12 protein-coding genes are annotated in these 13,140 nt (G+C 68.3%); 8 read left to right on the forward strand and 4 right to left on the reverse strand.

Going from position 1 to position 13,140, the window contains the following annotated elements:
- Positions 1-521 precede the first annotated feature (521 nt).
- The 3 genes from ON26_RS11560 to ON26_RS11570 form a co-directional block, all read right to left on the reverse strand.
- Entirely contained in the window at positions 522-1,487 is a 966-nt protein-coding gene (locus ON26_RS11560; RefSeq protein ID WP_157171864.1) for an SDR family NAD(P)-dependent oxidoreductase, read from the reverse strand.
- A 324-nt stretch (positions 1,488-1,811) separates the two neighbouring features.
- On the reverse strand, positions 1,812-2,111 hold the full coding sequence (locus ON26_RS11565; RefSeq protein WP_040796082.1) for a hypothetical protein: 300 nt from the start codon (positions 2,109-2,111) through the stop codon (positions 1,812-1,814).
- 149 nt (positions 2,112-2,260) lie between these two features.
- On the reverse strand, positions 2,261-3,043 hold the full coding sequence (locus ON26_RS11570) for a DeoR/GlpR family DNA-binding transcription regulator (RefSeq protein ID WP_040796083.1): 783 nt from the start codon (positions 3,041-3,043) through the stop codon (positions 2,261-2,263).
- Between the two features lie 345 nt (positions 3,044-3,388).
- Between ON26_RS11570 and ON26_RS11575 the strand changes: the two genes are divergently transcribed.
- The 7 genes from ON26_RS11575 (at position 3,389) to ON26_RS11605 (ending at position 9,644) form a co-directional block, all read left to right on the forward strand.
- Positions 3,389-4,417, forward strand: a complete 1,029-nt coding sequence (locus ON26_RS11575) for an extracellular solute-binding protein (protein WP_040796192.1) — start codon at positions 3,389-3,391, stop codon at positions 4,415-4,417.
- Positions 4,418-4,435: 18 nt separating this feature from the next.
- Positions 4,436-5,296 (forward strand): ABC transporter permease, encoded by an 861-nt coding sequence (locus ON26_RS11580; RefSeq protein WP_157171865.1) that lies wholly within the window; start codon positions 4,436-4,438, stop codon positions 5,294-5,296.
- Positions 5,293-6,147, forward strand: coding sequence for an ABC transporter permease (locus tag ON26_RS11585; RefSeq protein ID WP_157171866.1), 855 nt, complete (start codon positions 5,293-5,295; stop codon positions 6,145-6,147). The genes ON26_RS11580 and ON26_RS11585 overlap by 4 nt, the downstream gene beginning before the upstream one ends.
- Positions 6,144-7,238 carry an ABC transporter ATP-binding protein gene (locus ON26_RS11590; RefSeq protein WP_157171867.1) on the forward strand — a complete coding sequence of 365 codons (1,095 nt, stop codon included), beginning with the start codon at positions 6,144-6,146 and terminating at the stop codon, positions 7,236-7,238. The genes ON26_RS11585 and ON26_RS11590 overlap by 4 nt, the downstream gene beginning before the upstream one ends.
- Entirely contained in the window at positions 7,235-7,975 is a 741-nt protein-coding gene (locus tag ON26_RS11595) for an HAD family hydrolase (protein ID WP_051026963.1), read from the forward strand. The genes ON26_RS11590 and ON26_RS11595 overlap by 4 nt, the downstream gene beginning before the upstream one ends.
- The gene (locus ON26_RS11600; RefSeq protein WP_040796085.1) at positions 7,972-8,787 is read left to right on the forward strand and encodes a metallophosphoesterase family protein; all 816 of its coding nucleotides are present in this window, start codon (positions 7,972-7,974) and stop codon (positions 8,785-8,787) included. The genes ON26_RS11595 and ON26_RS11600 overlap by 4 nt, the downstream gene beginning before the upstream one ends.
- Before the next feature lie 419 nt (positions 8,788-9,206).
- On the forward strand, positions 9,207-9,644 hold the full coding sequence (locus ON26_RS11605) for an SRPBCC family protein (protein ID WP_040796196.1): 438 nt from the start codon (positions 9,207-9,209) through the stop codon (positions 9,642-9,644).
- 59 nt (positions 9,645-9,703) lie between these two features.
- Here ON26_RS11605 and ON26_RS11610 read toward each other — a convergent pair whose 3' ends face one another.
- Complete coding sequence (locus ON26_RS11610; RefSeq protein WP_051026964.1) at positions 9,704-11,197, reverse strand: bifunctional aminoglycoside phosphotransferase/ATP-binding protein; 1,494 nt, start codon at positions 11,195-11,197, stop codon at positions 9,704-9,706.
- A 313-nt stretch (positions 11,198-11,510) separates the two neighbouring features.
- Here ON26_RS11610 and ON26_RS11615 point away from each other — a divergent pair, with 313 nt between their 5' ends.
- The gene (locus ON26_RS11615; RefSeq protein ID WP_040796086.1) at positions 11,511-12,782 is read left to right on the forward strand and encodes a lipase family protein; all 1,272 of its coding nucleotides are present in this window, start codon (positions 11,511-11,513) and stop codon (positions 12,780-12,782) included.
- The last annotated feature ends 358 nt before the right edge of the window (positions 12,783-13,140 follow it).

Here is a 13,140-nt window from a genome sequence, read left to right on the forward strand (position 1 = left end):
AGGAAGAAGGGCTGCCAAACGCTGACGAGTCGTCGTGTCATACCGAAACCCTAGGACTTGCGATGCCGTACCTCGTGCGATGCCTCCGGGACACTCCGATACTCGATCACAGCGAACGCGTATGCCCACGCACGGACAGCTCCGCCAGTCCGGCAGTTTCGGGTGGATCGGCGGCGTTGAGCCTGAGCAGGAGCTCACCGACCGGCCTGGCTGCCGATATATGACGGCGACGCAGATCAGCTCGGCGAGCCGAAGTTGACCTGCACCTTGGGGGCGGCGGCACTCTCGACAACGAGGATATTCCGTCGAGTATGGAGACGATGGTGGAGCTGCTTGCTATCAGTGGGTTCGGCCGGCTGGCTGGGCTGTCCAGGAAGGCGTTACTACTGTATGAGGAATCGGGGATATTGCTGCCCGCGCGGGTCGATTCGCATAGCGGCTATCGGTGGTATGCCCTGACGCACTCGAGGTTGCGTGCCCATGCCGGTATATCTGGCGGAACCACGAAGAGTTGCCGAGCGCTAACGCAGTTGTGTGGGTTCCTCGTCGGGAAGGAGACCGGCGAGCCGCTTCGAGTCGTTCCACAACGTCAGCGCGCGCTGCTCGTCGTAGGACGCTTCCGACGACCGCACCTTCGAGAGTTTTCCTTCCCGCGCTTGGAAGTACGCACCCGATTCTGTCCCGTACCGTGCGTCGACGGCCAGGTCGGCGAGCGCGGCGCCGGAGAACTCGAGTGTCGAAGTCGTGATGCCGACGTGCTTGGACAACCACTGCGTCAGCGCCGTTTTCGACAGCCACTGCACCGCTTTCGGCATATCGCGAACGAAGCCGGTGCCCGATACAGCGCCGGGGTCGTAGGCGATCGAGGCGATCGAGCTGCCCGACCGCTCGAGCCTCCTGGCGAGCTCGTAGGCGTACATGACGGTGCAGAGCTTCGACGTCGAGTATCGCTTGCCCGCCGACAGCGGCTTCGTTCCGTTCTTGCCGTCACCGGCGAGTGCGTCGGCGTTCGGCTCGACAGCGGCGCCGATCACCTTGCCGTCCATGGTGTCGGGATCGTGGGTGCCGCTGGCGGTGAACACGACGCGACCGTCCGTGGACATCATCGGCAGGAGGAGTTCGACGAGGAGGAAATGGCCGAGGCAGTTCGTCGCGAACGTCAGCTCGTAGCCTTCCTGGCTGTATTTCACCTCCCCGTCGAAGCGGCCGCCCGCGTTGCAGAGCAGCGCGTCCAAGGTGGGAAGTTCGCCGCGCTCGATCATCGAGCCGCAGGTGGCCGCCGCGGTGCGCACCGACGCCAGGGAAGAAGTGTCGAGTTCGATCAGGGTGATGTCGACGGCGTGGGCCGCGCGCAGTTCGTCGGCGACCGACTGCATGCGGGCCGGGCTGCGGCCGGCGAGAACGATGTCGGAACCTCGGGCGGCGAGCTGCCGGGAGCATTCGAGTCCGATGCCGGAATGGCCGCCGGTGATGAATACGGTGGTCACGCTGTCTCCTTCGATGCGGTCGGGTGGTGCGGTATGTCGGATCGGTTCCACGTTGCCCTGTCGGCGTGAGGTCCTCCAGAGACATCGGAGACTGGGAGTGGCGGTACCAGGACAGAAGGCATTCGGGTGAGGAGACTGGGCGGATGGACCGTCTGGAACTCGCCAACGTGCTGAAAGCCGCGCGGGCACGTACAGCGCCCGAAGAGGTGGGCCTGACGGTGGGGCCGAGGAGGCGGGGCGTCGGTCTGCGCCGTGAGGAGGTCGCTCAACTGGCCGGGCCCTCCGAGCGGCAACGCAACGTCATCTGGCAGTGGTTCCTCGGCGTCAGTCCATCAGGTCTTTGGCAGCGGCACGCAGGATGTCCGCGAACCAGGTGAGGACGAAGGGTGCCGGCAGGTCTTCGGCCAGGAATTTTTCGATGTTCTCCCACGTTTCGGACACTTTGCCGATCGTCAGGGGCGGATCCGAGTAGACGTCGGTCATTTCGTCCACCGGAATGGACCAGAACAAGTTCTCTTCGACGGTGAGGGCATCACCAGGACGGGTTTCCCGGACGTATGTGAGCAGGTGTTCGAATACTTCCAGCAGCCGTTCGTAGCTGATGGTTACGCCTTCTCGATTCATGTCGGCTCGGTTTCTCGATGATTCGGCGAAGAGTACGCGCGATAGTCGAGAGGGTACGCGCCGCTGTGGTCGTGATCGAAACGGATTTTCCGCTCGAAATCACGGGTTCCGGGCCGCACCGGGCGTAGGTGATCGGGGCCGTCGGCGGATCAGCACTGTTCGACGGTCACCTCGATGTCGCCGTCGCGCAACGCGTCGACGATATCGGCGGGCGCTTCATTGTCGGTGATCAGTTGTTCGAAATCGTCGAGTGGTGCGAGCCAGTGCAGGGCGGTTCGGCCGATCTTGCTGCTGTCGGCGAGGACGATCCGGCGGGTCGCCGCGCCGAGCATGGCGGTCTTCGAGGCCGAGACCGCCTGTTCCTGGTGGTAGACGCCGTGTTCGTCGATGCCGGCGAACGAGAAGAAGCCGATGTCGGCCCGGACACGGCGGGCGGCGTCCGCGCAGCCGATGCCGTGCATGCTCGCGTGGCGCGCGTCGTACTCGCCGCCGAGCACCATCAAGCGTACTTCCTCCCACTGCGCGACCCGGGAGATGACCGGGACGAAGTTGGTGATGAGGGTCAACGGCCGGATGGTCTCGAGGGGATCCAGTAGGTGCAGATTCGTGGTGGAGCTGTCCAGGAGAACCGACATTCCTGGCTCGACGAGTTGCGCGGCCCGCGCTGCGATTGCCCGCTTGTTGTTCAGTGCCGCTCCGGTGCGGTATTCGATGCTGCTCTCGAACACGCTCGACGGTTGCGCGGTGACCCCTCCGTGGAACTTGCGGACGACCCCCTTGCGGGCCAGTGCGTCGAGGTCGCGATGGGCCGTCACCAGGCTCACGCCGAATCGCTCGGCGAGCTCTTGCGCCGTGGAGGTGCTGCGGGTGAGCAGGTAGTTCGCGATTTCCCGCTGGCGTTGGGCGGGCAGTTCCCCCCGGCCTGGCGTCATGGTTTCCTCCTGCTGATGCGCGGGCTCGGTGATTGCGTCGTGCAGCAGGAGGTTAACACCGGGGCCTCGCGCACGGTCGGCGCGGATGTGCCTGCCGGGCAGCAGGATTCGCGTTTGCTTGACGGTAGCCCGGGCGTCATCTGTCCCATCACCTCGCGAACATTGGCTTAACAACTGCTCAAAATGTCGTTTGGGGACGAAAAGAAATCACATCGTGCGACATAGTTGCCGTGGCGCGTTCGCGAGGTCACCGTCAGACGGGGCCGGGGCGCGCAGTCGATACGACATTCACACCACAGGAGCAGCATTCACATGCGCGTTGTCAGCCGTGTCCGGAAGTACGGGATGAGAGGTGCCGGTGCGATCGCCGCTCTCCTCGTCCTGTCGGCGACCGGATGTTCGAGCGTGGTCGGCGGACAATCCGATCAGGCCGCAGCATCCACCGTCGTCCAGTACAACAGTCCGGACGAGTGGGCGAATTTCAAGGACATCCGGGCCGCGTTCCTGAAGGAATCCGGCATCACCGTCCCCGCCGACGTGAAGAACAGCGGTCAGTCGCTCAGCGCGCTGGCGGAGCAGAAGGACCACCCGCAGGCCGACGTCGCCTACTGGGGTTCCACCTTCGGTGTCGCGGCCGCCGCGCAGGGGCTGACCGTGCCGTACGAGCCGGCGGGTTCCGGCGAGGTGGCCGCCGATATGAAGGCGGCCGACGGCACCTGGACCGTGGCCCACTACGGCGTGGTCGCGATGCTGGTGAACAAGAAGGCGCTCGGCGGCCTTCCCACGCCGCAGAGCTGGGACGATCTGTTGAAGCCCGAATACAAGGACAAGGTCTTCTACGCCGATCCCGGCAAGGCCGCGATCGGCTACTACACCGCGGCGGCGATCAACCTGGCGAAGGGGGGATCTGCCGCCAACTGGCAGCCCGCGCTGGACTACTTCGCGAAGCTGAAGGCGAACGGCGGCCAGGCTCCTGTGAACACGACGCCGGCCAAGGCCGCATCGGGTGAGTACCCCATCCTCATCGACGCCGACTTCAACGGCTATGCCCAGAAGTACAACCAGAAGGCCGACCTGGACGTGGTCATCCCGTCCGACGGCACGGTGAAGGTGTCCTACGCGGTGAGCCTGGTCAAGAACGGCCCCAACCCGGCGGGCGCCAAGAAGTGGATCGACTTCCTGCTCTCCGACACCGGGCAGCGGTTGTTCGCCGAGTTCTACGTGCATCCGGTGCGCGGAGCCATGCCCGAGGCCATCGCGGCCCGCATGGCGCCGGAGTCGCAGTACGAGGCGGCGCGCACGGTCGACATCGCCGAACTCGCCGCCGCGCAGGACGGTTTCGTCAAGGCCTACACGACCGCGATCTCGGGCTGACCCATGCCCGTCGCTTCTGTGGAAGCAGGTGTTCCCAGGCTTCGCCTGCCGCGGAGCCTGGGAACGTTCCTGCTGATCATGCCCGCGGTCACCTTTCTGGTGCTGTTCATGGTCGCGCCGTTGGTGTCGTTCCTCGTGCGCAGCCTCACCGGCGCCGAAGGGGAATTCACCTGGCAGTACTACGCCGAGATCTTCACCACCGCGAACTACCGCGCGGCGCTGACCAATTCCCTGTGGCTGGCGCTCGCGTCGACGGCGGTCACGATCGTGATCACGCTTCCCGCGGCGCTGCATCTGGCCCGGATCGACGGCAGGCGAGCGCTCGCCTACGACGCGATCCTCACCTTCCCGCTGTCGCTTCCCGGCCTGGTGATCGGATTCTTCGTCATCGTGCTGTTCGGCCGTGCCGGGCTGGCGCAGGCGGCGAGCACGGCGCTCACCGGGCAGCAGTCCCTGGTACTGGCCTATTCGATGCCGGGGCTGCTGTTCGCCTACCTCTACTTCCAGCTCCCGCGCACCCTGGGCATCCTGCGCGGTTCGGCGAGCGCGCTGGACCCCGATCTGGAGTCCGTCGCGCGGACGCTCGGCGCCTCGCCTGCCCGGATCACCGCGACGGTGGTGTTGCCCGCGATGTGGCCCGCCATCCTGGCGGCCGCGGGCATCGCCGTCGCGAGCTCGCTGGGCGCGTACGGGACGGTCGCGGCGCTGTCCGAGGGATTCCGGGTGCTTCCGCTCGAGATCGCCGAACAGGGAACCGTGCTGCAGAACACCGCGCTGGCGGGTGCGATGGCCGTCGTGCTGGCAGCGGTGAGCGTGGTGTTCACGGCACTGAACAGTCTGGGGGAGAGGATGATCGAGCGAACGGAGGCACGCGGGTGAGCGTGGAGGTGGCGGCCGGACGACCGGCGCTGGTGGTTCCGGACCGGACGACGGCGAGCCTCGCACCCGCCCGGGTTCGACGCCGCTGGGTCACGGCATCGGCGGCCTGGTTCTGCCTCGTGCTGTCGGTACTGCCGATCGTGATCACCGCAGTGGTCGCGGTTACCAGGTACTGGAACAACGGTCCGTTCAGCGGGGGCCTGACGACTCAGTGGATGGGCGACGCGCTGACGAGCTTCCTGCCCGCGCTGTCGGCCAGCGCGCAGGTCGCCGCCTTCACGTTGCTGATCGGGCTTCCGCTCGGCCTGCCGCTGGCCTTCCTGTTCGCGCGGGGCGGACTGCCGGGGGCAGCGGTGATCCGGTGGATGACGAGTCTGCCACTCGCGGTACCCGGCATCGCCGTGGGTCTGGCCCTGGGCGCGATGTATCCGCAGCTCCAGAGGTCGGGATGGTTGCTGATACTCGGGCACGTCGTGGTGACCATGCCGTTCCTCGTCGCCGCGCTCGCTCCGGTGCTGCGGGACCCCGAGCTGCGTCAGCTCGAGCAGACCGCCGCGACCCTGGGAGCAGGCGCGATCCGGCGACTGGCGACCGTGACGGTGCCGCACGTCCGGCCCGCGTTGATCGCGGCCGCGCTGATGGTGCTGGCCCTGAGCTTCGGCGAGTTCAATCTGACCTACTTCATCGTCAATCCCGCTCAGCAGACGCTTCCGGTCGTGCTGTTCGGCGCGTTCATCTACGGGCAGACCTCGGCCGGTGCGGCCCTCGCCCTGTGGTACTGCATCGCCGTCATTCCGCTGGCTGTCGGGCTGCATCTGTTCGGGACGATCACCGTGAGGAGACACAAGTGAGAGCACACAACGGGTCAGCCGGTCCGCCGGTCGAGGCGGTCGCCATGACCCGGCGCTACCCGAAGGCGGAGCGTGACGCGGTGCGGGAGGTGAGCTTCACGGTGTCCGCGGGCGAGGTGCTCGCGCTCGTGGGGCCGTCCGGCTGCGGGAAGTCGACCACTCTGCGCATGATCGCGGGACTCGAGCCGCTGGACGGCGGTTCGCTCGCGCTCGACGGCATCGACGCGACCACCACCCGGCCCGAGGATCGCCGCATCGGCTGGGTGCCGCAGAGCTACGGGCTGTTTCCGCACATGAGTGTCGCGGCCAATGTCGGATACGGACTCGCCGCCCGCCGGATCTCGAAGGCGGAGCGGGTCGCGGCCGTGGACGAGGCGCTGCGTCTGGCGCGGGTGTCCGAACTGGCCGATCGTTCGCCCCGGCAGCTCTCCGGTGGCCAGCGTCAGCGCGTCGCTCTGGCCCGCGCGTTCGCGACCGATCCGCGGGTACTGCTGCTGGACGAGCCGCTCGCCGCGCTCGATCCGCAGCTGCGTGACGAACTGCGCGGCGAGCTGGCCACGATCCTGCGCGCGTCCGGCCGGGCGACCATCCTCGTCACCCACGATCAGCAGGAGGCGCTCTCCCTCGCCGATCAGATCGCGGTGCTGCGGGACGGCCGACTGGAACAGTGCGGCCCCGCCGAGGAGCTGTGGCGGCGGCCCGCCAACGCCTTCGTCGCCGCGTTCGTGGGCCGGGCGACGATGATCCGCGGTGAAGTGACGGCGACGCGCTCCGTGCGCATCGCCGGCGAATGGGAGCTGCCGGCCGACGTACTCGACGGTCCGGGCCTGGCTCCCGGTCGGGAATGCGAGGTCGTGCTCCGTCCGCGGGCGTTCGATCGCGCGCCCGCGAACGGTGGGCTTCCGCTGCGGGTGCGCCAATGCGAGTACCTCGGCGACACCGTGCGCCTGCGCGGGGCGATCGGCGATTCGGACACCGAGCTCGTCGTCGAACTGCCCTCCGACGCCCCGGTGAGCGACTGGGTCCGCCTGACCCCGCGCCCCGGTGCGATATCCGTCGATGCTGTTGCGCGAGAGAAGGTTCCGGCATGAGTGCGGCACTCGACGGCGAGGTGCTCCGGGATGTGGTGGTGCTGTGGGACCTCGACCACACGCTGCTCGACGCGGGCGGGGTCGACCGTGCGGTCTGGCTCGACGTGTGCGCCGAGTTGACCGGCGTGGCACCGGAATCCGCGCGGATCGTCCCGGGCAGTACGATCCGCGCTCTGCTCCGCTCGCTCCTGCGGCAGGCCGGGATCGGCGAGGACGCCGTCGACGAGTTGCTGCCCCGCGCCATCGAGCGTGAACGCGAACTGCTCGACGCGCGAAGGGATCGGCTGGTGCGGCACGGGCGCGCGTTGCCCGGGGCTCATGCCGCGGTCGAGTACTTCGCCGGCGCGGCGCACGTGACGCAGTCGGTCCTCACCGGCAATCAGATCGAGGCGGCGCGTATCAAGCTCGAAGCCTACGGGTTCTCCGACGGCCTCGACCTGTCCCAGGGCGCGTTCGGCGCCGACACGCTTCACCGCCCCGACCTGGTCGCGCATGCTCTGGACGCGGCGCGGCAGCGGCGCGGCCGGGCACTGCCGCCCGGCGACGTGCTGATGTTCGGCGACACGGTTCTCGACGTCGAGGCGGCGCGCAGCCACGGTGCGCGGGTGGTCGCGGTGGCCACCGGTGAAGTCCCCGCGTCGGCCCTGCGGGAGGCGGGCGCCGACCTCGTGCTTCCGGATCTCGTCGACCTGCTCCCCGCCATGGACTCCCACCCCACACTGAAAGGCTTCCTGTGACGACATACGACCGATACGAGCTCATCCAGATCTCCGACACCCATCTCGTCGGTGCGGGCACGCTGTTCGAGGGAATCGACAGCCAGGCCCACCTCGAGCTGGCCTGCGCCGCCGTCCGGGCCGCCGAGCGCACCTTCGACGCGATCCTGCTGACCGGTGACCTCGTCGACGGCGGTGGCGCGGAGGCCTACCGGCGCCTGTCGGCACTGGTCGACGAGCTGAGCGCGGAGGTCGGCGTCCCCGCGATCTACGCGCCGGGCAACCACGACGACCCGGAGCTCTTCAGCGACATCCTCGGAACGCCGATCGGAGCGGACGGCACCACGGATTACGTCACCACCGTCGGCGGCCTGCGAATCGTGGTGCTGGACAGCAACGTTCGTGGCGCCGGTCACGGTGAACTGCGTCCGCACCAGTTCCGGTGGCTCGCGGAGATCCTGGACGAGCCCGCCGACGACGGCACGGTGGTGGTCGTTCACCATCCGCCGCTGCCGTCGACCTCGCTGTACCTCGAGGACTACATCCTCGATCCCGCGCACCGGGCGCAGCTGGCCGACGTGCTGCGCGGGACGGACGTGCGCATCGTCGTCTCCGGCCACTACCATCAGCCGATCGGCGGAGTGCTCGCCGGAATCCCGGTGTGGGCCGGTGGCGCCGTGTCCTACACCGGCAGCGCCTTCGCCCCCGCCGGGCTGCATCAGGGGCTGCGGTTGCCGACGATCTCCAAGATCCAACTGCATCCGGACACCGCCTTCGGCATGGCGCACCCGCTGCTGACGGAACCGCCGGTCTACACCATGTCCACGCACTAGGCGGGACGAGCCGCTCCGGCCGGCAGGCGCCGCCGCGCGGCGAAGGCGCGGTGTGCAACAGGCGCAGCGGGATCCGAAGGCGCTCGGGCAGGTGGGCGTGCTGGGGCCCGCCGGTCGGATGTGGGTTCGTATCAGGTTGCGGGGGAATGGTTTCCGGGTGAGTACTGGAGACGGCGCGAACATCGGTCGGCTCGGTAAACCCCTTTCGGGTGTAGTGGACTACGCCCGTTCGTCGTCCACGATGAAGACCGGCTACGCACCCGGTGCGGTTCCGGGACTCGGGTGTGCGGTGGGAGTATCGTCGGCTGCAGACGCCTCGAGCCCGAGGACATCGGTATCTCCACCGCGAGGAGATCTCATGACCGGTAAGTATTCAGGCGCCGCGTCCGCAAGGGCGGACTGTGGGGAGGGCGGCGGCCGTGCCCACTGACAGCGCGACGAAGACCGTGCGTCTGCGCGCCCCGCGTGCGCGGGTGCTCGCCACCATCCGTGATGTGGGAAGCCAGCCGGAATGGATTCCGGAGATCCTCGAGGTCGACGTGCTGGAGGTGGACGAGCGCACCGGTTTGCCGGTCACCGCCCGGTTCAAGGCGTCGGCGACGGTCGGCACCGACAGCTACACCCTCACCTACCGGCACCGCGACGACGGCATGAGCTGGTCGCTGGTGGAAGGTCGGCTGCAAACCGGGCAGGAGGGGCGCTATCAGCTCGAGGAAGCCGGCCCGGATGCCACGTCGGTCACCCTCGAGCTGACCATCCGGCACAACCTGCCGTTGCCCGGCTTCATCCGCAATCGAGTGATCAAGGGACTGGTGGACAGCACACTCAACGGCCTGCGGAAGCGGGTCGAGAGCTGACCGACCGTGCCACGATGACGGGGACCGGCCACGATGACGGGGGACCGGCCGCGATGTCGTCACCGGTGCCGGACGACCGCCGGCCGACGGGGCGCCTCGTCCCAGGCCCGGCGGGCCAGGGACAGTGAGTCGTCGAGCGGCTGTGCGGTGTCGACTGCGGTTGCCTCGGGCCAGGGTGCCGCCTGCGCGGCCAATGCGTCGGCGATCGCGGGTGTCGCCTCCGAATATCCACCGGTCCGGGTCCGGATGCGCCGATGCGCGAGTTCCGGTGGGCAGGCGCAGTGCAGCGACACCAGCTCGCTGCCTGTCTCGGCAGCCAGTGACGCCGCGCGCTCGCGTTCCCCGGCCTCGGTCCAGCTCGCGTCCAGGATCACCGGGACACCGTGCTCGAGGCGCTCGCGCGCGAGGTCGAGCAGCGCGGTGTAGACCGCGCTCTTGGCTGCCGGTGTGTACGCGCCCGCACCGAATATCCCGGAGTCGCCGGACAAGGCGCCCGCGGCGCGCATCCGCTCGCGCACCTCGTCGGAGGACAGCACGACCGCGCCGACCTCGGCCGCCAGCCGGGTGGCGACGGTGGATTTCCCGGTGCCCGGCAGGCCGCCGACGAGCGCCAACCGCACCGCACCCAGCTCCAGGTGGCGCAGCGCCAGGTCCAGGTGCCGGCGGGCGTTGCCTGCGGCCGCTGGGTCGTTCTGGTCGTGGCGGACCCGATCGGTCTTGGCGCGGACCGTCGCTCGATAGGCGATGTAGTGGTGGCGCAGAGAATCCGGGGCGGGATCGTCGGCTGCCCGTGCGTAGGCGTCCAGGAACGATCGGGCGTGCTCGGGATGGCCGAGGAACTCGAGATCCATCGCCAGGAAGGCCGCGTCGTCGAGTGCGTCGACATAGCGCAGCTGGTCGTCGAAATCGAGGCAGTCCAGGATCCGGAAACCGTCGGGGAGCACGAAGATGTCCTCGGCGAGCATGTCGCCGTGACCGTCGACGATGCGTCCCGCGGCGATCCGATCGTCGAGAAGTGGCGGGCGGCCGTCGATATAGCGCATCGCCAGTGCGTCGACACGGGCGAGTACGGCGGGGTCGATGCCGGGGCACGGGCGCTCGGCGAGCGGGTCGAGCAAGGTGCGCCATCGGTGCCGCAGTCGCTCCGGCCGGCCTGCCTCGTCGATCTCAGGGGCGCGGCGGGCGGCACGGTGGAACCGCGCCACGGTCGTGGCCAGGGCGGGCAGCGGGGACGGTTCGCTCGACGGGTCGGCGAGCACCGACGACAGTCGGGTGGCCCCGGACATCCGGCGCATGACGAGCAGAGGTTCCGCTGGGCCGCCCAGGGGGTCGCTCACATGGGCCAGCCCCAGATAGATGTCCGGCGCGAGGCGCTGGTTCAACTCGAGTTCCCGCGCGCACGCACGTTCGCGCGCGGCGTGCGTGCCGAAGTCGAGGAAGTCGGTGACGATGGGCTTCTTGGCCTTGTAGGCGCGATCGCCACAGAGCATCACCACGCCGGTGTGGGTCTCGCGTACCTGCACGTACGGCTCGTTCTCCGGGGGTTGAGGCATAGGGTCCGTCCTCTCGTCGAGCGTGGATCCGTGCCGAGACCGACTCCGGCCCCGCGCGGGTGCCCGGCACCCGCGGTGAACAGAATCGCCTCGGTGAACAGAATCGATTGTGCGTCCGGCGCCGCGAGGACGGTCACCACACGGCCGTTACATCGAAAGGGGCAACCTCCGGGCCGTTGTCCGCCTCATGGCCTAGGCTGTGGCCGCGGCCATACGACGTGCGTGTGTGCCTGGTTCCCGTGCTCGATCGGATTATTCGCAGTTTCGATCTGGATCTCTGCCCTGCATGAACAACATCGCATGAAGGATCTATATGAAGAGCGAAAAACGTGTCTGGATCGCAGCTTTGACAGCCACCCTCACCCTGGTCGGAACCGCCGCGATCGCCGCGCCGTCCGCATGGACACAGCCGCAGGGTGGCGGGGGCGACCTTCTCCGGGCCGAACCGGCGCATCTGGCGTTGACGGTGCCCGGTGCATCCGGGGCGATACCGGCGAGGTCGACACGCCTGGTCTACACCAGCAGCGACACTCATGACGGGCCGACCACGGTGGTGGGAACGTATCTGGAGCCGACGTTGCCGTGGCCCGGCCCCGGGGAGCGCCCGCTGGTGGCGTATGCCGGCGGAACCCAGGGGCAGGGCCCGGAATGCGCGCCTTCGGCGATGTTGTCCCAGGTGGTCCGGTTCCAGCCGCCGGCGGACGCGGTCATCGAGTACGACATCATCGCGATCTATCAGCTGCTGTCCCGGGGCATGGCGGTGGTGATGACCGATTACCACGACTACGGCGTACCGGGCGTCCACAACTTCATGAACCGCAAGTCGCAGGGCTACGCGGTACTGGACTCCGCGCGCGCCGCACTGCGATTGGGCAATGCCGGCCTGCATCCCCAGTCGCCGGTCGTCCTCTACGGCTACTCGCAGGGCGGGATGGCCGCCGCCGCAGCAGCCGAACTGCAGCCGAGCTACGCCCCCGATCTGAATGTGCGCGGCGCCTACGTGGGCGGCCCCACGGTCGGGCTGCAGGAGTACATCGCGCGCAACGACGGCCGTCCCGGCGTCGCCCCGGCCATCGCGTGGATCCTCAACGGCATCGCCGCCGACTATCCGGAAACCCGTCCGGCGCTCGATGCCGCGCTGAACGACACCGGTAAGGCGATCCTGAACGAGTCGATGGGCAAATGCGGCGGCGGTCTTTCCAACACCCTCAGCCAGCCCCAGAACACGGCCCAGTGGACGAACAGCGGGCAGCCGCTCACGGTCGTCATCGACAGCTCCCCGGAATTGAAGAGGGCGTTCGACGAGCAGCGGCTCGGCGGGTCGGCGCCGTCGACGCCGGTGCGGGTCTACTCGGCCAGGAACGACGAGGGCGGGACCTACCCCAGCGTGCGGGACATGGCCGCACGGTGGTGCGGTGGCGGCACTCCTGTTCAGCTGGACGGGGACGGTTCGCTGCCCACCTTGGCCGGATTCCTTGGCACGCACAATCTGGCCTTCTTCCCGTCGCTGGCGAACTCGCAGCAGTGGGTGACCGATCGTCTCGCCGACGTGCCGCCTCCGGTCAACTGCGCGGCCCTGCCCTAGTCGTCCTGGGTCGTGACGTAGGACAACGGCCACCTGCAGTCGTCGGCGGTGCTCACGCCGCCGGTCCGGCACCGCTCCGACGGGCAGGCGGCCGGTCCGTCGGAGTGGCTGTAGCGCAGCACTTTTCGGTCGATCGATGCACGCGGGAAGCGTCGTTTCGCGGGGGGCTCGGAGAATCGCCCGGCATCCGGGCGAGGGACTGTCCGACGGGGTCCGCCTGTTGGATCTCGGTGCGGCCACCGTGCCCGGATGCGTATTCCCATCGTCGAAAAATAGCTCTACGCTATGACACGGTCGCGCGCTTGCTTCCATGGAGGCCGACCTCTCGGTGCAGTGAATCCGCACGTCAATCGACCAA

The organism is Nocardia higoensis NBRC 100133, assembly GCF_000308595.1.
Taxonomy (GTDB): Bacteria; Actinomycetota; Actinomycetes; order Mycobacteriales; family Mycobacteriaceae; genus Nocardia; species Nocardia higoensis.